Source organism: Streptomyces sp. NPDC111628 (assembly GCF_055635195.1).
On sequence record NZ_JBVKBZ010000002.1, the window covers coordinates 12,430 to 33,125 of the forward strand.

The window sequence follows — 20,696 nt, forward strand, 5'->3', positions numbered from 1 at the left end:
GGTCTCGCCTTGACGGCCACAGCCGACGCGTACGACCGGTGGATCCGGGCGTTCCACGAGTCGGCCGACGACGGGGTCCGGCTGATCTGCCTCCCCGCGGCCGGGGAGTCCGCGAACAGCTTCTTCGCCCTCTCCTCCGCCCTGCCGCCCTCGGTGGCGACGCGGTGCGTCCAGTACCCGGGGCGCCAGGACCGCGGCGACGAGCGGACCACGGCGGACGTCCACGGGCTCGCCGCGGACCTGCTCCAGGCGCTGGAGGGGCATCTGGACTGGCCGTACGCCCTGTTCGGGCACGGCATGGGCGCGGTGGTCGCCTTCGAACTGGCCAGGCTTCTGGAACGTGGCGCGGGCCCGGACCCCACGGCGCTCGTGGTCTCCGGGCGCAGGGCGCCCGCCGTGCTCCGTGACGAGCGGGCCCGCTCGGAGGGCGGCGGGGCGGAACCCGAAGCGCTCCTGCCGGCCGGTGCCGATGCCGTGTTCATCAAGGGACCGGAGCAGGGCGACGCCGTGCTGTCGGCCCTGCGGGCCGAACACCGGGCCGCCGAGACGTACCGGTGCGAAGCGGGTGCCGCGGTGCGGTGTCCGCTCACCGTTCTGGTCGGGGACAGGGACCCCGGGACCACCATCGAGCAGGCGCGGGCGTGGCGGCGGCACACGACGGGTGAGTTCGACCTGCGGATCCTGCCCGGCGAACGCCTGGTCCTCCAGGAGTGCGCGACCGAGGTGGTCAACATCATCTCCGACGTGCTGCTGTACGTCCGGCCGCCCGCCGACGACGGGGACCCCGCCGGCGGCTGAGCCCCGGCGGCCGACGGGCCGGGCGGCCCGTCGGAGCCGGGGCCGGCCCGGTCAGGCGGTGCAGGCGGTGCGCCGCCGGTCCGCCTCGTCGAAGACCCGGCCGGAGGGCAGGTCCTGCCGGTGGCGCACGTCGAGCTTGCGGTACACCCGGGTCAGGTGCTGCTCGACGGTGCTGACCGTAATGAACAGCCGGGTGGCGATCTCCCGGTTCGTGTGCCCGTGCGCCGCCAGCGTGGCCACCCGGTGCTCGGCCTCGGTCAGCGAGTCGACGCCCTCCGCGGGCCCCTGCTCCGGGCGCTCGGCGGGCGGTCCCGGCCGCTGCTCGGCCCAGTGCAACGACCGCTGAAGCGTCTCCGCCCCGCAGTCCTTGGCGACGCGCCAGGCCCGCCGCGCGAACGTCCTGGCCTTGCCGGGATTGCCGAGGTGCTGGTGCACGTGCCCCAAGTCCGCCAGCACCCTGGCCAGCTCGTGACGGTCGTCGCTGCCCTGGAGGACGTCCAGGGCCCGGTGCAGCAGTTCCTGACGCTCCTTGAGCGCCTTGGTGGTGGCGAGGACACGCAGTGCGGCCGCATGCGAGGCGGGACGCCCGGCCTCGGACGCCGAGAGGTGCTCCTCCACCAACTGCGCGGCCCGGCTCTGGTTGTTCATCCGCAGCCACGTCTCCGCCGCGCCGAGCCGCCAGGGCACGAGTGCGTCCGAGTCCATCCGCCAGGAGCGCATCCGCTCCCCGCACGCGAGGAAGTCCGCGAGCGCGGCCTGGGGCTTGCCGTCGGCGTTGTGGTACTGGGCCCGGGCCGCCAGATAGTGGAGGCCGAAGCGGGTATCGAACAGCTGTTCGGGTACGGGGTGCGCGACCAGGCGGCGAGCCGTGTCGCGGTCGCCCATGCCGATGGCCGCGCTGATCCCGGTGGCCAGCGGCAGGCCGATCCCGACACCCCAGCTGTCCGGCGGCAGGAGCGACAGGCTGGCCTGCGACAGCCGTGCCGCGGCGGCCAGTTCGCCCCGGCGCAGTTCGACCAGGGCGAGCAGGGAACCGAGGATCGCCCGCCAGGTGGCCGACTCCCGGCTGGTGATCTCGGCGTCCAGCTGCCGGCACCACTCCCCGGCGAGGGAGAGATGGTCGCTGTAGATCAGCGCCGAGATCGCGGCCGTCAGCAGCTCGACGGTGTGATCGGTGAGGCGGACGTTCTGGAGCACCTGCCCGGCCGCGCGGGTGATCGCCTCGTCCCGTTCGCCCCGGAGCACGGCGGCCAGCCCGCCCAGGGCCCGGTGCGCGTCGGCGTGCATGCTGTAGGGCACGGCGAGTTGCGCGTCCGGCGACTCGGCGGGACCGTCCGCCAGCCCGGCGACACCCGGGTAGGTGGACTGGATCCACAGCCAGGTGTTCATGAGGTGGAACGGCAGGTCGGGTTCGTCCGACGCGGTCCGTTCGACGTTGCGCAGCGCGCTCACCGCCTCGTCCGTCATACCGTGCCACAGCATGCGTGGCACGAGGGACAGCGCGTTGGACGCCGGGATCCGCCCCTCGCGGGCCGGCGCGGCCAGCGTGCGCAGCTGCCGCGTGGCGGCGGACGGTTTGACCCGCCAGAGCGTCTCCGCCAGCTGGACGTTGACGACCAGTCGCTCCCGGTCGTCCTTCAGGACCTCCCCGGCACGCTTGAGGCAGCGCACCGCCAGTGCCGGCCGGTCACTGCGCAGCGCCTGCCGGCCGGCATCGGCCAGCACCCGGCTCGCCCACGGCTCACCGGGCAGGTCGGCCTTGAGCAGGTGCTCGGCCAGTTCCACCGGCTGCACACCCTCGTGGTAGAGCAGGCAGGCCGCCCGGCGGTGCAGCTCCTCCAGCTCGGCGGGAGGCAGCCGGTCCAGCACGGCGCAGCGCACCTCGCGGTGACGAAGCGTGTGCCGGGAGACGAGACCGGTCTCGGTGAGTGTCCTGACCGCCCGTTCGGTGGCCGGTGCGTCCAGCCGCAGGAGACGGGCGAGCACTTCGTCGGAGCCCTGGCCGTCGAGGACCGCGAGCCCCTGCGCCACCCGCAGCGCGTTCGGGCCGCAACGGTGCACACAGGTGAGCGCGGCATGCACGAAGCCCTCGCCGATCGAGGGCGGTTCACCGGCCGCGGGCACGGGACCGGCCGCGAGGTCCTGGAGCAGGGCACGCACCAGCAGGGGGTTGCCCCCGGTGAGCGACCAGACGTCACGGGCCGCCCGGTCGGTGCCCTCGGGCAGTCCCCGCAGCAGCTGGGCGACCCCGTCGACGGTGAGCGGGCCGACGGTGACCCGTGCCACGCGTGCCTGATGAAGCAGTTCGTCGAGCGGCGCGGGCGTGTGCGTTTCGGCTTTCGTCGTATGCGTGACAAGAATCGACGCCGGTGCGGTGCGAATCCGGCGGTAGAGGTAAAGCAGGCAATGCAGGGAGTGTTCGTCGGCATATTCAATACCGTCCACACTCAGCAGCACAGGATGCTGTGCCGTCAAAATGGTCAGCACTTCGTAGAAGAAATGCAGAAGTCTGAGGGAAGGAGTTTCCGATTCCCTTTCCTTCCGGATTTCTTCCGACATGATCGGCAGTTCCCCGGCCAGCGCGAGTCCGCGGAACAGTTGGTCGATCATCCCATACGGAAGTGCTTGTTCCGCCGGCGAGCAGGTCGCCCTGAGGACGCGAATGCCGGTGCTTCCAAGGCGCCGTGACACCACGTCAAGTAGTTCGGTTTTACCGCAGGCGACCCCACCCGTGATGACGCCGAGATCGCCGGTGCTTCCCGCGGAGCCCTCGAGCGCTGCGCATAGCCGCTCGATCTGGGCATGACGTTCCGCAAGCAATTGTTTCCCCCGTTTAACTCATGTGCGTAAGTCGCTGTGTCACCGGTGGTCACCGGCGACGAGGCTCCGGAGGCCCCCTTGCCCCCGCGTTACCAGCCCCTCCGAATAACTTCACAGATTCATCACCGAGTCTAGTTACGTCTAGGCAAAGAATTGGTAATAAAAGCATCTAGAAGAGGCAAGATCGGCAGATCCCGGCTTCCTTTGTGATCGGGCGATCGCGGAGTGTGATGCCGACTCCGAGGGGGCCGCGGACGGTGTTCGGACTTCCGTGGCGAAGAGCCCCGACGCGGCCGTGGTGATGCCTTAGGCTGCCCGAACGGGCTCTCCCTGGAGGTGCGGATGCGTCGTCCTGTCGCGCGGAATCTCACGGTCCTGGCGGTCTCGGCCGCCGTGGTGGTCTCGGTAGGAGCGGCGGCGCCGCCCACGCACCGGAGCGCGCCCGCCGCCCCGAGCGGGCCCACCGCTGCCAAGACCCCCGTCGCCGTCGGGTACGGCGGCGCGGTCGCCAGTGTCGACCAGGACGCCTCCGCCGCCGGCATCGAGGTGCTCCGCAAGGGCGGCAACGCCGTCGACGCCGCCGTGGCCACCGCCGCCGCGCTCGGTGTCACCGAGCCCTACTCCGCGGGGGTGGGAGGCGGCGGCTACTTCGTCTACTACGACGCCAGGTCCCGCACGGTGCGCACCATCGACGGCCGCGAGACCGCGCCGCTCACCGCCGACGAGAAGCTCTTCACGGAGAACGGCGAGCCGCTGGCCTTCGCCGACGCCGTCACCAGCGGCCTCGCCGTCGGCACCCCGGGCACCCCCGCGACCTGGCAGACCGCCCTCGACCGGTGGGGCAGCCGCAAGCTCTCCTCCGTGCTGAAGCCCGCCGAACGCCTGGCCCGGCACGGCTTCACCGTCGACGGGACCTTCCGCTCCCAGACCGCCGCCAACGAGCAGCGGTTCCGCTACTTCCCCGACACCGCCGAGCTGTTCCTGCCGGGCGGTGAACTCCCGGCCGTCGGCTCCACGTTCAAGAACCCCGACCTGGCACGCACGTACAAGGAACTCGGCCGCGAGGGCGTCGGCGCGATCTACCACGGCGAACTGGGCGAGGACATCGTCGACACCGTCAACAAGCCGCCCGTCGACCCGGACTCGGGCTGGAACGCCCGTCCCGGCGACCTGTCCGCCAAGGACCTCGCGGCCTACCAGGCCAAGCTCCAGGCGCCCACGAAGACCTCCTACCGCGGCCTGAACGTGTACTCCATCGCGCCCTCCTCCTCCGGCGGCACCACCGTCGGCGAGGCCCTCAACATCCTGGAGCGCACCGACCTCTCCACCGCGGACAAGGCCGGCTACCTGCACCGCTACATCGAGGCCAGCCGCATCGCGTTCGCGGACCGCGGGCGCTGGGTCGGCGACCCCGCCTTCGAGGACGTACCGGCGAAGCAGCTGCTGTCCCAGCGGTACGCCGACTCGCGCGCGTGCCTGATCAAGGACGACGCGGTGCTCACCAGCCCCCTCGCCCCCGGTGACCCGAGGCACCCCGCCCCCTGCGCGGGCGGCGGCACCGCGGCGCCGACGACGTACGAGGGCGAGAACACCACGCACCTCACGGTGGCCGACAAGTGGGGCAACGTCGTCGCCTACACGCTCACCATCGAGCAGACCGGCGGCAGCGGCATCACCGTGCCGGGGCGCGGCTTCCTGCTCAACAACGAGCTGACGGACTTCTCCTTCGCCCCGGCCAACCCGGCCGTCCACGACCCGAACCTGCCCGGTCCCGGCAAGCGCCCCCGTTCCTCGATCGCCCCGACGATCGTCCTGGACCGGCACCACAAGCCGGTGGTGGCCCTCGGCTCGCCCGGCGGCGCCACCATCATCACCACCGTGCTCCAGACCCTCACCGGTTTCCTCGACCGCGGACTCCCGCTCGTCGACGCGATCGCCGCGCCGCGCGCCAGCCAGCGCAACGCCGCGCAGACCGAGCTGGAACCGGGCCTCTACGACAGCGGCACCCGGGCGGAGCTGGAGGCACTCGGGCACTCCTTCAAGCTCAACCCCGAGATCGGCGCCGCGACCGCCGTACAGCGACTGGCGAACGGCAGGTGGCTGGCCGCCGCCGAGAAGGAACGGCGCGGTGGCGGCTCGGCGATGGTGGTACGGCCCACTCGCTGAGCGCCGAGGGTCACAGTTCGGGGGCGGGTCGCCGTTCGGGCGTGCGGAACGCAAGCCGCCCGTCCTCGACGTCGACCGTCACCCGGCCGCCCTCCGTCACCCGGCCGTCCAGGAGCAGCCGGGACAGCTCGTTGTCCACCTCGCGCTGGATGGTGCGGCGCAGCGGCCGGGCGCCGTACTCGGGCTGGTAGCCGCGCTCGGCGAGCCAGTCCACGGCCGCGTCGGTGAAGTCGACGACGATGCCCTGCGCGTGCACCATGCGACGGGTCTGCTCCAGGAGCAGGCTGGTGATCTGCCGCAGCTGCTCGCCGCTGAGCTGACGGAAGACCACGATCTCGTCGACGCGGTTGAGGAACTCGGGCCGGAAGTGCTCCCGCAGCGGACGCAGCACCTGCTCGCGCCGCGCCTCCTCGTCCGCCTCCGCGCCGCCCGAGCCGAAGCCGATCCCGGCGCCGCGCCGGGTGATCACGTCGGAGCCCAGGTTGCTGGTCATCACGACGACCGTGTTGGAGAAGTCCACCGTCCGGCCCTGCGAGTCGGTCAGCCGCCCGTCGTCCAGGACCTGGAGCAGGATGTTGAAGACGTCGGGGTGCGCCTTCTCCACCTCGTCCAGCAGGAGCAGCGAGTAGGGGTGCCGGCGCACCACCTCGGTGAGCTGACCGGCCTCCTCGTGCCCGACGTAGCCGGGCGGGGCGCCGACCAGTCGGCTGACGGTGTGGCGCTCCTGGTACTCGCTCATGTCGAGGCGCACCATCCGGTCCTCGCTGCCGAACAGCGCCTCGGCCAGCGCCCGGGCCAGCTCCGTCTTGCCGACGCCGGTCGGGCCGAGGAAGAGGAAGCTGCCGATGGGCCGGTCCGGACTGGACAGCCCGGCGCGGGAGCGCAGCACGGCGTCGGAGACGACCCGTACCGCCTCGTCCTGGCCGACGACCCGTTCGTGCAGGTGGGACTCCAGACCCAGCAGGCGGTCCTTCTCCTCCTGGGTGAGGCTGCTGACCGGAATGCCGGTCTGCCGGGAGACCACCTCGGCGATGGACTCGGTGTCCACGACCAGGTCGAGCCCCTCGTCGGCCTGTCCGTCGCCGGTGGCCTCGGTGATCCGCTGCTTCAGCTCCACGATCCGGTCGCGCAGCTGGGTCGCCTGCTCGTACTGCTCGTCCGCGACCGCCTGGTCCTTGTCCCGGACCAGCTGGTCGACCTCGCGCTCCAGGGCGCGCACGTCGGTGCCCTTGGTGCGGGACTGGAGCCGTACGCGGGCGCCCGCCTGGTCGATCAGGTCGATGGCCTTGTCGGGCAGCCGCCGGTCGGTGAGATAGCGGTCGGACATCTCCACGGCCGCGACCAGTGCCTCGTCGGTGTAGCGGACCTGGTGATGGGCCTCGTAGCGGTCGCGCAGGCCGCGCAGGATCTCGATCGCGTCGGCGGTGGTGGGCTCCGGCACCAGGATCGGCTGGAAGCGGCGGGCGAGGGCCGCGTCCTTCTCGATCCTGCGGTACTCCTCCAGCGTGGTGGCGCCCACGATGTGCAGCTCGCCGCGGGCCAGGGCCGGCTTGAGGATGTTCCCTGCGTCCATCGACCCGCTCTCGCCGCCCCCTCCCGCGCCGACGACGGTGTGCAGCTCGTCGATGAAGATGATCAGCTCGTCGGAGTGGGCGCGGATCTCGCCCACGATGTTGTTCATCCGCTCCTCGAAGTCGCCCCGGTAGCGGGTGCCCGCGACCACCCCGGTCAGGTCCAGCGAGACCACCCGGCGCCCGATCAGCACGTCGGGCACGTCGGCGTCGGTGATGCGCTGGGCGAGACCCTCCACGATCGCGGTCTTGCCGACGCCGGCGTCACCGATCAGGACGGGGTTGTTCTTGCCGCGCCGGGAGAGCACCTCGACGGTCTGCTCGATCTCCTCCTCGCGCCCGATCACCGGGTCGATCCGGCCCTGCTGGGCCAGATCGGTGAGGTCGCGGCCGTACTTGTCGAGGGTCGGCGTGTTCGTGGTCCGGGCGCTCTCGGCCCGGCCCTTCGCGGCCTCCGGCGTCTCCGTGGGCAGGTTCGAGGGCGCGAACCGGGCCGCGTTCAGGATGTGCCCGGCGGCCGAGTCCGGATTGGCGGCCAGGGCGCTGAGCACGTGCTCCGGGCCGATGTACCCGGTGCCGGTGGAGCGGGCCAGCTCGTGCGCGTCCAGCAGGGCACGCTTGACGGCCGGGGTGAGCGAGAGCGACGTGGGCGGCGGGACCTCGCCCGGCGGGTGCTGCACCGGGCCGGTCCGCTCGTCGATCTGCGAGGCCAGTGAGTCGGGGTCGGCGCCGGCCCGGCTGAGCAGCCCCCGGGTCGGCTCGGTGGACAGCGCGGCCCGCAGCAGGTGCTCGGTGTCCAGGTCCCGGCTGCCGTGCTCGGCCGCGTACTGGGCGGCGCCGCGCACCAGCTCCCGGGCGGGCTGGCTGAGCAGCCGGCCGATGTCGATCTGACGGGGCTTGGGCCCGCCGAAGAAGCGCGCCAGGAATTCCGCGAACGGGTCGCCCTCCGGGCCCATGTAGCCGCTGGTCATGGTGTACGGACCTCCGCTGCATCGCTGATCGACGTGCCGGGGGCCGGGTAACCCGGCAGACGTACGGTCATGCCCAACATGACACGTTCTGTTCCACCGGGCATGCCGGGAACCCGGGCGGGGCCGAGGGCCCCGCCCCGCCCGCGTCGTCTCTCAGAGGCCGTCCCTCGACGTCAGGACGCGCGGGCCGCCGTCCGTGATCGCCACCGTGTGCTCCACGTGCGCCGCCCGGGAGCCGTCGTTGGTGCGCAGGGTCCAGCCGTCGGGGGCCGCGTGGTAGTCGTCCCGGCCGCCGGCGATCAGCATGGGCTCGATGGCGAGGACCATGCCGTGCCGCAGCGGGAGCCCGCGTCCCGGGCGGCCCTCGTTGGGCACCCCCGGGTCCTCGTGCATGTGCCGGCCGATGCCGTGGCCGCCGAAGTCCTCCATGATCCCGTAGCCGGCCGACCGGCACACCGTGCCGATGGCGTGTGCCATGTCGCCGATGCGGTTGCCGACCACGGCCGCCCCGATCCCCGCCTCCAGCGCCCGCTCCGCGGCCTCGACCAGCGTCAGGTCGGCCGGGCGCGGGGTGCCCACCACGAAGCTGAGCGCCGAGTCGCCGGCCCAGCCGTCCAGGAGGGCGCCGCAGTCGATGGAGACGAGGTCTCCGTCCCGCAACCGGTAGCCGTCCGGGATGCCGTGCACGATCGCGTCGTTCACCGAGGCGCAGATGACGCCCGGGAAGGGCGTCGGCGCGAAGGAGGGCCGGTACCCGAGGAACGGCGAGCCCGCGCCCGCCTCCCGCAGCACCTCGTGCGCCACCGCGTCCAGCTCCAGCAGGGACACGCCCACGTCCGCGGCCTGCTGCACGGCGGTCAGGGCGCGCGCGACGACCTGTCCGGCCGCGTGCATGGCGTCGATCGATGTGTCCGTCTTCAGTTCCACCATGCCAATTACTATACCGGTATTTGAATTGGATTCGCGCCATGCGACGCCCCGGGGCCGGTACGGGAAACCGGTATTAGAATGACGGCATGGTACGCACCCCCCTGACCCCCGAAGAGCGCGAGCGCGGCGAGCAGCTCGGCCGCCTGCTGCGCGCGGCCCGCGGTGAGCGGAGCATGACGGCGGTGGCCGCCCAGGCCGGAATCTCCGCCGAGACCCTGCGCAAGATCGAGACCGGCCGGGCACCCACCCCGGCGTTCTTCACGGTGGCCGCGCTGGCCGGCGCGCTGGGGCTGTCCATGGACGAGCTGGTGGGCAGGTGCGCGCCCGTGCCGGCCTGAGGCGGCGGCACTCACCCACAGGAGTGCGAAACGTGATCGACACCGCGCCTTGACGACGATGGTCTTGGCAAGCCCGTCCGGCCAGGCTTACGTTCGTCCCTCTACGGCCTGCTCTACGGGCGTAGAGGCTCTGACGTCGTGTCGAAGGAGCAGCTCATGGCCAACGTCGTACGTGCCGCTCTCGTCCAGGCCACCTGGACCGGCGACACCGAGTCCATGGTGGCGAAACACGAGGAGCACGCCCGCGAGGCCGCCCGGCGGGGTGCCAAGGTCATCGGGTTCCAGGAAGTCTTCAACGCCCCCTACTTCTGCCAGGTCCAGGACCCCGAGCACTACCGCTGGGCCGAACCCGTCCCCGACGGACCCACGACCCGCCGCATGCAGGCACTGGCCCGCGAGACCGGCATGGTGATCGTCGTCCCCGTCTTCGAGGTCGAGCAGTCCGGCTTCTACTACAACACCGCGGCCGTGATCGACGCCGACGGCACCGTCCTCGGTACCTACCGCAAGCACCACATCCCGCAGGTCAAGGGCTTCTGGGAGAAGTTCTACTTCCGCCCCGGCAATCTCGGCTGGCCCGTCTTCGACACCGCCGTCGGCAAGGTCGGCGTCTACATCTGCTACGACCGGCACTTCCCGGAGGGCTGGCGCCAACTCGGCCTCGGCGGCGCCCAGCTCGTCTACAACCCGTCGGCCACCCACCGCGGCCTCTCCGCCCATCTGTGGCAGCTCGAACAGCCCGCCGCGGCCGTCGCCAACGAGTACTTCGTCGCCGCCATCAACCGCGTCGGCGTCGAGGAGTACGGCGACAACGACTTCTACGGCACGTCGTACTTCGTGGACCCGCGCGGACAGTTCGTCGGCGAGACGGCCAGCGACAGCAAGGAGGAACTCGTCGTCCGGGACCTGGACTTCGACCTCATCGACGAGGTACGGCAGCAGTGGGCCTTCTACCGCGACCGCCGACCCGACGCCTACGAGGGGCTGGTGCGGCCGTGACCCGTGACCTCTTCGCCCGCCACCGCGCCGTCCTGCCCGACTGGCTCGCCCTCTACTACGAGGACCCGCTGGAGATCACCCACGGCGAGGGCCGGCACGTCTGGGACGCCGCCGGAAACAAGTACCTCGACTTCTTCGGCGGCATCCTCACCACGATGACCGCGCACGCCCTGCCCGAGGTCACCAAGGCCGTCGCCGAGCAGGCCGGGCGGATCGTCCACTCCTCGACCCTCTACCTCAACCGGCCGATGGTCGACCTCGCCGAGCGCGTCGCCCAGCTGTCCGGCATCCCCGACGCCCGCGTCTTCTTGACCACCTCGGGCACCGAGGCCAACGACACCGCCCTGCTGCTCGCCACGGCCCACCGCCGCAGCAACGCGATCCTGGCGATGCGCAACAGCTACCACGGCCGCTCCTTCAGCGCGGTCGGCATCACCGGCAACCGCGGCTGGTCCCCGACCTCGCTGTCCCCGCTCCAGACCCTGTACGTGCACGGCGGCGTCCGCACCCGCGGGCCCTACGCGGACCTGGACGACCGGGACTTCATCGACGCCTGCGTCGCCGACCTGTTGGACCTGCTCGGCCACACTCGCGCCCCCGCCGCCCTGATCGCCGAACCCGTGCAGGGCGTCGGCGGCTTCACCTCCCCGCCCGACGGCCTGTACGCCGCCTTCCGCGAGGTGCTGCACGAGCGGGGCATCCTGTGGATCTCCGACGAGGTGCAGACCGGCTGGGGCCGCACCGGCGAGCACTTCTGGGGCTGGCAGGCGCACGGAAGGAGCGGCCCGCCGGACATCGTCACCTTCGCCAAGGGCATCGGCAACGGCATGTCGATCGGCGGGGTCGTCGCCCGTGCCGAGATCATGAACTGCCTGGACGCCAACAGCATCTCCACCTTCGGCGGCACCCAGGTCACCATGGCCGCGGGCCTCGCCAACCTCAACCACCTCCTGGAGCACGACCTCCAGGGCAACGCCCGGCGCGTCGGCGGACTGCTCATCGAACGGCTGCGCGCCGTCGCCGCCCAGGTGCCGCACGTGCGCGAGGTACGCGGGCGCGGTCTGATGATCGGCGTGGAGCTGACCCGGCCCGGCACCGACGAGGCCGCCCCCGAGGCGGCGTCCACCGTACTGGAGGAGGCCCGCGCCGGCGGGCTGCTCGTCGGCAAGGGCGGCGGCCACAGCACCAGCGTCCTGCGCATCGCCCCGCCGATGTCCCTCACCGTCGCGGAGGCCGAGGAGGGCGCCGCGATCCTCGAACGCGCCCTGCGGAGCATCTGATCGCCTGATCGCCGCGTGACGAGCCCAGGAGAGGCCGCCATGACCACGACCACCCCGACCCCGGCCCAGCAGCCCTGGGAACCCGCCCTGTCGGTCCGTCAGGTCCTCGGCCTCGAACGGGTGCGGGCGGGACAGCCCGAGGTGGTGGCCGGAGCGCACCGCCTCGACCGGCCCGTGCGCTGGGTGCACGTCGCCGAGGCCGCCGACGTCGGCGTGATGCTCAGCGGCGGCGAGATGGTCCTCACCACCGGCGTGCTGCTCGCCGGTGACGAGGACCGGCAGGGCGAGTACATCCGTTCGCTGGACCGTGCCGAGGCCGCCGCCGTCGTGCTCGGCCTCGGCCGCGCCTTCCCCGCCCCGCCCGAGGTGATGCGCAGCGCGGCCGAGCGCTGCGGGCTGCCCATGGTCGTCCTGCACCGGCCCTTCCCCTTCGCCGAACTGACCGAGGAGGTGCAGTCCCGGCTGCTGCGTCGCAAGTTCGCCGCCGTCAGCCTCTCCGAGGCCGTACGCACCGAGCTGACCGGCCTGATCACCGCGGGCGCCCCGGTGCAGCGCCTGCTCGACGAGGTGGCCCGGCACGCCGGCTGCCCGGTCGTCGTCACCAACCTCGCCCACCGGGTCCTCGCCACGGCGGGGGAGCGGGCCGCCGTCGACGACGTACTGCGGGACTGGGAGCGCATCGCCCGCCAGGCCGGTGCGGGGTCCGCCGACGGCTGGGTGCGCGCCGAACTGACCTGCCGGGGCGAGAGCTGGGGGCGCCTGGTGCTGTGCGGCTACCGGGGCGAGCGGGCCGCCGGACGCCTGCTCGCCGACCGCGCGGCCGAGGCGATCGTCCTGCACCGCATGCTCGCCGGTGACGGCACGCAGGCGGGCATTTCCGCGGGCCCACGGGACTCCTGGGACTCCTGGGAGGAGCAGTCCGCGCGGAGCCTGCTCACCGACCTGGTCAGCGGGGCGGTACCGGCACGGCAACTGCTGTCCCGGGCCCGCGCCGCCGGGCTGCCCGTCAACCGGCGCGTCTTCGTCCCCCTCGTCGTCCGCGAGCGGGAGCCCGCCCGGCCGGCCCGGGTGCTGCGGCGCCTCGGCCTGCCCGGCCTCGCCGCCCACCTCGCCGACGATCACGTCGCCGTCCTGCTCAGCCTCGCCCCCGACCAGGACGCCAGGGCGCTCACCGCCCACTTCGCGACCCGGCTGCGTGCGGAACCGGACAACTCCCACGCCGTGGTCGCCGCCGCCGACGCCCGCGCCGACTGGACCGACGTACCCGCCGGGCTGCGCGAGGCCCAGCACGTCGCCGACGCGGTCGCCGACTCCGCGGCCGCCGCCCTGGACCTGCCGCCGGTCGTGCGGCTGCGCGACATCCACCTGCGCGGCCTGGTGCGGCTGCTGCGCGACGACCCGCACGTGCAGTCCTTCGCCGAACGCGAGCTGGACGGACTCCTGCGCGGCCCCGACCAGGACCTGCTGCCCGTGCTGCGCACCTACCTCGCCACCGGCCGCAACAAGTCCCGCACCGCCCAGCTCCACCACGTCTCCCGGCCCGCCCTCTACCGGCGTCTCGAAGCCATACAGGGCCGCCTCGGCGTCGACCTCGACGACTTCGAGCAGGCGGCCTCCGTGCACATCGCGCTCCTCGCCCACGACGCACAGCAGGGGTGACACCGTGCAATGCCCGACCCCCGCAGACGTGACACCGTGCCACTCATTTCGGCCACCGCCGGTCCCTAGTCTCGCCGTACACCGAGCGCCACACCGAGCGCCACAGCGAGCGATTCGAGCGAGTGGAGGCCGAATATGAGCCGAGTGATCCGTGCCGCGCTCTTCCAGACCGCCTGGACGGGCGACAAGGAATCGATGATCCAGGTCCACGAGCAGGCGGTGCGCGACGCCGCCGCCCAGGGCGCACAGGTCATGTGCTTCCAGGAGCTGTTCTACGGACCGTACTTCTGCCAGGTCCAGGACCCCGAGTTCTACGCGTACGCCGAGCGCGTCCCCGACGGCCCGATCGTCGAGCGCTTCCAACGGCTCGCCCGCGAGCACGGCATCGTCCTGGTGCTCCCGATGTACGAGGAGGAGCAGCCCGGCGTCCTCTACAACACGGCCGCCGTCATCGACGCCGACGGCTCCTACCTCGGCAAGTACCGCAAGACGCACATCCCGCAGGTCCGCGGCTTCTGGGAGAAGTTCTACTTCCGCCCCGGCAACTCCGGCTGGCCCGTCTTCGACACCGCCGTCGGCAAGGTCGGCGTCTACATCTGCTACGACCGGCACTTCCCGGAGGGCTGGCGGGCGCTGGGCCTGGAAGGCGCCGAGATCGTCTTCAACCCGTCGGCCACCTCCCGCGGCCTCTCCGGCTACCTGTGGCAACTGGAGCAGCCCGCGGCCGCCGTCGCCAACGAGTACTTCGTCGGCGCCATCAACCGCGTCGGCGTCGAGGAGTACGGGGACAACGACTTCTACGGCACCTCCTACTTCGTCGACCCCGAGGCGCAGTTCGTCGGCGAGGTGGCGAGCGACAAGGAGACCGAACTCGTCGTCCGCGACCTCGACATGGGCAAGCTGCGCGAGGTCCGCGACCGCTGGCAGTTCTACCGCGACCGCGCGCCGGGGTCATATGAACCACTGACGGCTCCGTAGACGACCTAAGGGGCGCGGGGCCGTGCTCGATTGCGGCTACCGCCGCGCGGGCGCGACCAGCCCTCCACAACCGTCACTCACCCACAACGAGGAGCGACCCCATGAGCCGTACGGCAATTCGCGGCGGCCTCGTCATCACCGCCTCCGACGAGATCCACGCCGACGTCCTGATCGAGGACGGACGCGTCGCCGCCCTCGCCGCGACCGGCACCCCGGCGGCCGAGGCGTTCACCGCCGAGAACGTCATCGACGCGAGCGGCAAGTACGTCGTCCCGGGCGGCGTCGACGGACACACCCACATGGAGATGCCCTTCGGCGGCACCTACGCCGCCGACACCTTCGAGACCGGCACCCGCGCCGCCGCCTGGGGCGGCACCACCACCATCGTCGACTTCGCCATCCAGAGCGTCGGGCACTCCCTGCGCGAGGGCCTGGACGCCTGGCATGCCAAGGCCGAGGGCAACTGCGCGATCGACTACGGCTTCCACATGATCGTCTCCGACGTGAACCAGGAGACGCTCAAGGAGATGGACCTGCTGGTGGAGGAGGGAGTGACCTCCTTCAAGCAGTTCATGGCCTACCCCGGCGTCTTCTACTCCGACGACGGCCAGATCCTGCGCGCCATGCAGCGCGCCGCCGAGAACGGCGGCCTGATCATGATGCACGCCGAGAACGGCATCGCCATCGACGTCCTCGTCGAGCAGGCCCTCGCCCGCGGCGAGACCGACCCCCGCTTCCACGGCGAGGTCCGCAAGGCCCTGCTGGAGGCCGAGGCGACCCACCGCGCCATCCGGCTCGCCCAGGTCGCCGGGGCGCCGCTGTACGTCGTGCACGTCTCCGCGACGGAGGCCGTGGCCGAGCTGACCCGGGCCCGCGACGACGGCCTCCCCGTCTTCGGCGAGACCTGCCCGCAGTACCTGTTCCTGTCCACCGACAACCTCGCCGAGCCCGGCTTCGAGGGCGCCAAGTACGTGTGCAGCACGCCGCTCAGGCCGAAGGAACACCAGGCGGCGCTGTGGCGGGGGCTCAGGACCAACGACCTCCAGGTGGTCTCCACCGACCACTGCCCCTTCTGCTTCACCGGTCAGAAGGAGCTGGGCCGCGGCGACTTCTCCAAGATCCCCAACGGGATGCCGGGCGTCGAGAACCGCATGGACCTGCTCCACCAGGCCGTCGTCGACGGGCACATCGGCCGCCGCCGCTGGATCGAGATCGCCTGCGCCACCCCGGCCCGCATGTTCGGCCTGTACCCGAAGAAGGGCACCATCGCGCCCGGAGCCGACGCCGACATCGTCGTCTACGACCCGCACGCCGAGCAGGTCCTCTCCGCCGAGACCCACCACATGAACGTCGACTACTCGGCGTACGAGGGCCGGCGGATCACCGGCCGGGTGGAGACCGTGCTCTCGCGCGGCGAACCGGTCGTCACCGAGCGGGAGTACACCGGGCGCAAGGGCCACGGCGCCTACACCCCGCGCGCCACCTGTCAGTACCTGAACTAGGAGTGGTGCCCATGGACTTCGGACTCGTCCTGCAGACCGACCCGCCGGCCTCCCGCGTCGTGGAGCTGATGCAACGGGCCGAGCGCAACGGCTTCAGCCACGGCTGGACCTTCGACTCCGCCGTGCTGTGGCAGGAGCCGTTCGTGATCTACAGCCAGGTCCTGGCCAACACCAGCACACTGAAGATCGGCCCGATGGTCACCAACCCGGGCACCCGCACCTGGGAGGTGACCGCCTCCACCTTCGCCACCCTCAACGACATGTTCGGCAACCGCACCGTCTGCGGCATCGGCCGCGGCGACTCCGCGATGCGGGTAGCAGGACGCAAGCCCAACACCCTCGCCCGCATAAGCGAAGCCATCAGGGTCATCCGTGCGCTGGGCAGGGGAGAGGAGGCCGACCTCGGCGGCGGCACCGTCGTCCGCTTCCCCTGGACCAAGCCCGGCGCCGAAGTCCCCGTGTGGATGGCCGCGTACGGTCCCAAGGCCCTGAAGATGACCGGCGAGGAGGCCGACGGCTTCATCCTCCAACTCGCCGACCTCTACCTCACCGAGTACATGGTCAAGGCCGTCCGGGACGCCGCCGAGGCCGCCGGACGCGACCCCTCGGAAGTGACGGTCTGCGTTGCCGCCCCGGCTTACGTCACCGCCGACGACTCGCCCGAGGCGCTCGCCCACGCGCGCGAACAGTGCCGCTGGTTCGGCGGCATGGTCGGCAACCACGTCGCCGACCTGGTCGCCAAGTACGGCGCCCACACCGGTGCCGTGCCCGACGAACTCACCGACTACATCAAGGCCCGCGAGGGCTACGACTACGCCCACCACGGGCGCAGCGGCAACCCGGACACGCAGTTCGTGCCGGACGAGATCGTCGACCGGTTCTGCCTGATCGGGCCGGTCGAGAAGCACATCGAGAAGCTGACCGCCCTGCGCGCCCTCGGCGTCGACCAGTTCGCGCTGTACGACATGCACGACGCGCGGGAAGCCGTGATCGACACCTACGGCACCCAGGTCATCCCGGCCGTCAACGCCTGAGCCACCCGGCCCGCCCCGCACCCGGGGCGGGCCGGCGGGGCGCACCCGCGCACCCTCCTCGGCACCGCCCGCACGGCCTCTCCCGTCCCACCGCATGATTGGCCTGCCCATGACCGACACCGCGCCCACGGCCATACCGCCGTCCGCCCAAGTCACCCTCCCCGACGGGCGCGTGGAGCTCGCCCCGGGCTCCCCGCCGCCGGGCGGCCGCTACGCCAACGAGGACCTGCTGCCGGTCCCCGTCGGCAAGCGCACCTGGACCACGTACAACTTCTCCGCCCTGTGGGTCGGCATGGCCCACAACACGGCCTCCTGGACGCTCGCCTCCGGTCTCATCGCGGTCGGCATGGACTGGAAGCAGGCGGTGTTCACCATCGCCCTGGCCAACCTGATCGTGCTCGCCCCGATGCTGCTCACCGGGCACGCCGGACCCAAGTACGGCATCCCCTTCCCGGTGTTCGCCCGCGCCTCCTTCGGTGTACGGGGCGCCAACCTGCCCGCCGTCGTACGGGCGTTGGTGGCGTGCGGCTGGTTCGGCATCCAGACCTGGATCGGCGGCGAGGCGATCTACTTCCTGGCCGGCAAGCTGATCGGCGACGGCTGGACCGGCGCCGCGACGGTCGGCGGCTACGCCTGGACCATGTGGCTGTCCTTCGCGATCTTCTGGGCGATCCAGGTCGCCATCATCTACCGCGGCATGGAGACCATCCGCCGTTTCGAGAACTGGGCCGCGCCCTTCGTCCTCGTCGGCGCCTTCGTGATGCTGTGGTGGATGGCCGACAAGGCGGGCGGCTTCGGCCCGCTCTTCGACCAGCCCTCGAAGCTGGGCTGGGGCGGCGACTTCTGGAAGCTGTTCTGGCCGTCCCTGATGGGCATGATCGGCTTCTGGTCCACCCTGTCCCTCAACATCCCGGACTTCACCCGCTACGGCAAGAGCCAGAAGGCCCAGACCCGCGGCCAGGCCCTCGGCCTGCCCACGACGATGACCCTGTTCGCCTTCCTCTCCGTCATGGTCACCTCCGGTAGCCAGGCCGTGTACGGCGAACCGATCTGGGACCCGGTCCAACTCGCCGCGAAGACCGACAACGTGGTCGGCCTGCTCTTCGCCCTGGTGACCGTCCTGGTGGCGACCCTGTCCGTGAACATCGCCGCCAACCTGGTCTCACCGGCCTTCGACTTCTCCAACGTCGCACCGCGCAAGGTCAGTTTCCGGGCGGGCGCCCTCATCACGTCCGTCCTGGCGGTACTGATCTTCCCGTGGAAGCTGTACTCCGACCCGCAGGGCTACATCTTCACCTGGCTCGGCCTGGTCGGCGGGCTGCTCGGCACCGTGGCCGGCATCCTCATCGCCGACTACTGGATCCTGCGCCGCGCCCGGCTGCACCTCGTCGACCTGTACCGCAGGGGTGGGCGCTACTGGTACGACGGAGGCTGGAACTGGCGTGCGGTGCTGGCCTTCGTCGTCGGCGGCGTCCTGGCCATCGGCGGCGCCGACTTCCACCCCCTGGTCGACGGCCGCCCCGTCCCCTTCCTCGAACCGCTGGCCGACTACGGCTGGGCGGTCGGCCTGGGCACGTCCCTGGCGCTCTACCTGGCCCTGATGCTGCTGCCCGCGACCCGGCCGGGAGCCGAGACCGCCGGTCCCGCCGCGCGGTCCTAGCCGTTCTGCAAGGCGGCCACGGCCTCCTTGGCCGCCTTGATGGCACCCTTGTTGATCTCGGTCGTACCGGGGGCCTTCTTCGACTCGAAGTCGCTGCCGTTGTAGGTGATCATCACCAGGGCGTTGGCGGCGCGGATCAGCACCGTGCCCTCGCGGGTCTGCTGCTTGTCCTCGGTGGTGAGGTTGACGACGGAGTAGGCGTCGTCGCCGAGGCCCGGGACGTCGCCGCCGCCGCTGCGGTCGGCGACGCGCTCCTTGTACGACTTCTGGGCCGCCTCGTCCGTCGCCATCACCTCGAAGGAGACGTCGAGCCAGCGGTAGTCGTATCCCTTGAGCGCGTTCCAGGAACAGGTGCGGCGCACCTTGGTGTCCGTGGACGGGATCTCCTTGCCGGCCGCCTTGGCGCCCGGCACCAGCGAGGTGACCGTCTTGTCGGCCAGGCTCTCGCACGGCGCCGGTGCGGTGGCGTACGTCTTCGTCGCCGCCTCCGTCGCCGGTGCGGAGGCCGATCTGTTCGTGGTGTCGGGCGGCGTCTTCTCCTTCGCCGCAGGTGACGTGTCCGGCCCGGACGACAGCGCCCAGCCGGCCGTGGCGAGCACGGCGACCGGCGCCAGACGGGCGGTCAGGGCGAGCGGCAGAGGAAGAGAACGCACGGCGCACTTCTCGTGGGGGACGGTGCGGAGGGTGCCCGCACTGCGGACGGGACGCCAGTGTCACACGAGTCCCCGTGGTGCGGAAGGGCGAACTCGGTGCGTGGCCGTGCGGTGACGCAGACGAACGAGCGGCGCCGCCTCCGGTCCGGCGAGCCGTCCGGCGGGCAGGGGACGGCCCGGGTAGCGCGACAGCAGGAAGTCGGCGGCGTCCCGGACCGCGTCGGAACCGGGCTCCCGGCGGGAGCCGGTGACGACGGTCATGAGGTCTCCCGATCGCCGGGCCGAGCGGCCGGGGCGGTCAGGGCCGTCTCGATGCGGTCCACGGCGGCGAACGCGCCGTACGCGACGAGGTGCACCAGGCAGTGGTCGGTGTGCTCGGGCCGGCGCCACGCCGCGACGTCCGCGTCCGTGATCCGGTAGGGCGCGAGCGCGACCAGCAGCGCCAGCCGTGCGCCGGGCCGCTCCCGCCGGTCGGGAAACGGGTCCGGCATGCGGGGAGGGTGCGAGCCGTCCCAGTCGCGCAGCGTGCCGCGTACCAGGTCCTGGTCGTCCGCTTCGAGGAGGCCGGCGCCCATCGGGGCGGTGGCGCACAGGGCCGCGTACGCCGGGCCGACCGGTGTCCCCGCCGCCCACGCCGGTCCCCGGCCGGGGTCGTCCAGCAGGGGAAGGGAAGCACCGGGCACGGCGGTTCGCCGTACGGTACGGGACAGCGACCGGCCCGCCAGGCTCCGCACCGGGCGCAGCCGTTGCGCGCCGGCCGGCAGCAGCGTCTCCGTCACCAGGGACGACACGACGCGGTTGATGAAGTGGAAGGCCAGCACGGTGCCGAGGTAGCCGGGAGCCTCCTCGGACGGGAACGGGTAGGGCTCGCGCGCCGCTCCCGGAACGCGGGTGCGTCGCGCCCAGTCGAGTACGCGCACGTGCCGCTCGTCCGCCGGCTCCTGCCCCCTGGCCAGCCGTTCGGCCAGGGCGTGGTCGCCGGTGGCGTGCAGCAGCATGGTGTGCGCGTCCACGCAGAACCGGCACTTGTTGGCCTGCGACACCCCGAAGGCGGCGACCTCCTTGCCGGTGCGGTCGCCGGGACCGGCGAGCAGGGACTCGCGCATCAGCGCCCAGGCCGGGGCGACGAGCGCGGGCGCGGAGGAAAGGGCCACGAACGGGGCGGGTTCGGGAATGCCGAAGTCCCGCGCGGCCTGTGCGTAGACCTCGGCGACCTGGCCGGTGGCCGCCTTCGGGGGCAGCGGTTCGGTGTGACGGAAGGGGGTGGGCATGGACAGCAGAGTGCGCCGCCGGGGCGCCCGGGGTCGTCGTACGGGCGGATGCAGTGGGCACTGCGC

Annotated in this window: 16 protein-coding genes and 1 pseudogene; 10 read left to right on the forward strand and 7 right to left on the reverse strand. The window is 71.9% G+C overall.

The window, feature by feature from the left end; all coding sequences use genetic code 11:
* Positions 1 to 9 precede the first annotated feature (9 nt).
* Positions 10 to 798: a thioesterase II family protein gene (locus tag ACZ7MF_RS08125; protein WP_471475228.1), complete on the forward strand. Its 789-nt coding sequence runs from the start codon at positions 10 to 12 to the stop codon at positions 796 to 798.
* A 51-nt stretch (positions 799 to 849) separates the two neighbouring features.
* Here ACZ7MF_RS08125 and ACZ7MF_RS08130 read toward each other — a convergent pair whose 3' ends face one another.
* Entirely contained in the window at positions 850 to 3,084 is a 2,235-nt protein-coding gene (locus ACZ7MF_RS08130) for a helix-turn-helix transcriptional regulator (RefSeq protein WP_471477195.1), read from the reverse strand.
* Between the two features lie 147 nt (positions 3,085 to 3,231).
* Positions 3,232 to 3,618: pseudogene (locus tag ACZ7MF_RS08135) on the reverse strand (AAA family ATPase); the annotation flags it as partial.
* A 342-nt stretch (positions 3,619 to 3,960) separates the two neighbouring features.
* Between ACZ7MF_RS08135 and ggt the strand changes: the two are divergent.
* Positions 3,961 to 5,784: a gamma-glutamyltransferase gene (gene ggt / locus ACZ7MF_RS08140; RefSeq protein WP_471475229.1), complete on the forward strand. Its 1,824-nt coding sequence runs from the start codon at positions 3,961 to 3,963 to the stop codon at positions 5,782 to 5,784.
* 10 nt (positions 5,785 to 5,794) lie between these two features.
* On the opposite strand, the gene ACZ7MF_RS08145 is transcribed toward ggt, so the two are convergent.
* Both ACZ7MF_RS08145 and map read right to left on the reverse strand, forming a co-directional pair.
* Complete coding sequence (locus ACZ7MF_RS08145; RefSeq protein WP_471475231.1) at positions 5,795 to 8,326, reverse strand: ATP-dependent Clp protease ATP-binding subunit; 2,532 nt, start codon at positions 8,324 to 8,326, stop codon at positions 5,795 to 5,797.
* A gap of 153 nt (positions 8,327 to 8,479) precedes the next feature.
* Entirely contained in the window at positions 8,480 to 9,256 is a 777-nt protein-coding gene (gene map, locus ACZ7MF_RS08150; protein ID WP_471475232.1) for a type I methionyl aminopeptidase, read from the reverse strand.
* 86 nt (positions 9,257 to 9,342) lie between these two features.
* Here map and ACZ7MF_RS08155 point away from each other — a divergent pair, with 86 nt between their 5' ends.
* From ACZ7MF_RS08155 to ACZ7MF_RS08190, 8 genes are all read left to right on the forward strand, one after another.
* The gene (locus ACZ7MF_RS08155; protein WP_007445836.1) at positions 9,343 to 9,594 is read left to right on the forward strand and encodes a helix-turn-helix domain-containing protein; all 252 of its coding nucleotides are present in this window, start codon (positions 9,343 to 9,345) and stop codon (positions 9,592 to 9,594) included.
* Between the two features lie 156 nt (positions 9,595 to 9,750).
* Positions 9,751 to 10,593, forward strand: a complete 843-nt coding sequence (locus ACZ7MF_RS08160; protein WP_471475233.1) for a nitrilase-related carbon-nitrogen hydrolase — start codon at positions 9,751 to 9,753, stop codon at positions 10,591 to 10,593.
* Positions 10,590 to 11,873: an aspartate aminotransferase family protein gene (locus tag ACZ7MF_RS08165; RefSeq protein WP_471475235.1), complete on the forward strand. Its 1,284-nt coding sequence runs from the start codon at positions 10,590 to 10,592 to the stop codon at positions 11,871 to 11,873. Before ACZ7MF_RS08160 ends, ACZ7MF_RS08165 begins: the two co-directional genes overlap by 4 nt.
* 39 nt (positions 11,874 to 11,912) lie before the next feature.
* On the forward strand, positions 11,913 to 13,532 hold the full coding sequence (locus ACZ7MF_RS08170) for a PucR family transcriptional regulator (RefSeq protein WP_471475236.1): 1,620 nt from the start codon (positions 11,913 to 11,915) through the stop codon (positions 13,530 to 13,532).
* 135 nt (positions 13,533 to 13,667) lie between these two features.
* Positions 13,668 to 14,510, forward strand: a complete 843-nt coding sequence (locus tag ACZ7MF_RS08175) for a nitrilase-related carbon-nitrogen hydrolase (protein ID WP_471475237.1) — start codon at positions 13,668 to 13,670, stop codon at positions 14,508 to 14,510.
* Positions 14,511 to 14,611: 101 nt separating this feature from the next.
* The gene (hydA, locus tag ACZ7MF_RS08180) at positions 14,612 to 16,012 is read left to right on the forward strand and encodes a dihydropyrimidinase (protein ID WP_471475238.1); all 1,401 of its coding nucleotides are present in this window, start codon (positions 14,612 to 14,614) and stop codon (positions 16,010 to 16,012) included.
* Between the two features lie 11 nt (positions 16,013 to 16,023).
* The gene (locus ACZ7MF_RS08185) at positions 16,024 to 17,046 is read left to right on the forward strand and encodes a TIGR03842 family LLM class F420-dependent oxidoreductase (protein WP_471475239.1); all 1,023 of its coding nucleotides are present in this window, start codon (positions 16,024 to 16,026) and stop codon (positions 17,044 to 17,046) included.
* 109 nt (positions 17,047 to 17,155) lie between these two features.
* Complete coding sequence (locus ACZ7MF_RS08190) at positions 17,156 to 18,706, forward strand: NCS1 family nucleobase:cation symporter-1 (RefSeq protein WP_471475241.1); 1,551 nt, start codon at positions 17,156 to 17,158, stop codon at positions 18,704 to 18,706.
* Here the strand turns inward: ACZ7MF_RS08190 and ACZ7MF_RS08195 are convergent.
* Genes ACZ7MF_RS08195 through ACZ7MF_RS08205 form a run of 3 tightly spaced genes read right to left on the reverse strand, consistent with a single transcriptional unit; the run spans position 18,703 to position 20,630 of the window.
* Positions 18,703 to 19,359, reverse strand: coding sequence for a hypothetical protein (locus ACZ7MF_RS08195; RefSeq protein WP_471475242.1), 657 nt, complete (start codon positions 19,357 to 19,359; stop codon positions 18,703 to 18,705). The genes ACZ7MF_RS08190 and ACZ7MF_RS08195 overlap by 4 nt on opposite strands.
* Positions 19,360 to 19,419: 60 nt before the next feature.
* Positions 19,420 to 19,620 carry a hypothetical protein gene (locus ACZ7MF_RS08200; RefSeq protein ID WP_471475244.1) on the reverse strand — a complete coding sequence of 67 codons (201 nt, stop codon included), beginning with the start codon at positions 19,618 to 19,620 and terminating at the stop codon, positions 19,420 to 19,422.
* A complete protein-coding gene (locus ACZ7MF_RS08205) occupies positions 19,617 to 20,630 on the reverse strand; it encodes a carboxymuconolactone decarboxylase family protein (RefSeq protein WP_471475245.1) in 1,014 nt (337 codons plus the stop codon). The genes ACZ7MF_RS08200 and ACZ7MF_RS08205 overlap by 4 nt, the downstream gene beginning before the upstream one ends.
* Between the last annotated feature and the right edge of the window lie 66 nt (positions 20,631 to 20,696).

What these genes read in the sequence shown, in the direction of transcription:
- ggt (WP_471475229.1), top strand. Translation starts at nt 3,961, where the DNA reads ATGCGTCGTCCTGTCGCGCGGAATCTCACGGTCCTGGCGGTCTCGGCC.
- ACZ7MF_RS08145 (WP_471475231.1), bottom strand. Translation starts at nt 8,326, where the DNA reads ATGACCAGCGGCTACATGGGCCCGGAGGGCGACCCGTTCGCGGAATTC.
- map (WP_471475232.1), bottom strand. Translation starts at nt 9,256, where the DNA reads ATGGTGGAACTGAAGACGGACACATCGATCGACGCCATGCACGCGGCC.
- ACZ7MF_RS08155 (WP_007445836.1), top strand. Translation starts at nt 9,343, where the DNA reads ATGGTACGCACCCCCCTGACCCCCGAAGAGCGCGAGCGCGGCGAGCAG.
- ACZ7MF_RS08160 (WP_471475233.1), top strand. Translation starts at nt 9,751, where the DNA reads ATGGCCAACGTCGTACGTGCCGCTCTCGTCCAGGCCACCTGGACCGGC.
- ACZ7MF_RS08170 (WP_471475236.1), top strand. Translation starts at nt 11,913, where the DNA reads ATGACCACGACCACCCCGACCCCGGCCCAGCAGCCCTGGGAACCCGCC.
- ACZ7MF_RS08175 (WP_471475237.1), top strand. Translation starts at nt 13,668, where the DNA reads ATGAGCCGAGTGATCCGTGCCGCGCTCTTCCAGACCGCCTGGACGGGC.
- hydA (WP_471475238.1), top strand. Translation starts at nt 14,612, where the DNA reads ATGAGCCGTACGGCAATTCGCGGCGGCCTCGTCATCACCGCCTCCGAC.
- ACZ7MF_RS08185 (WP_471475239.1), top strand. Translation starts at nt 16,024, where the DNA reads ATGGACTTCGGACTCGTCCTGCAGACCGACCCGCCGGCCTCCCGCGTC.
- ACZ7MF_RS08190 (WP_471475241.1), top strand. Translation starts at nt 17,156, where the DNA reads ATGACCGACACCGCGCCCACGGCCATACCGCCGTCCGCCCAAGTCACC.
- ACZ7MF_RS08200 (WP_471475244.1), bottom strand. Translation starts at nt 19,620, where the DNA reads ATGACCGTCGTCACCGGCTCCCGCCGGGAGCCCGGTTCCGACGCGGTC.
- ACZ7MF_RS08205 (WP_471475245.1), bottom strand. Translation starts at nt 20,630, where the DNA reads ATGCCCACCCCCTTCCGTCACACCGAACCGCTGCCCCCGAAGGCGGCC.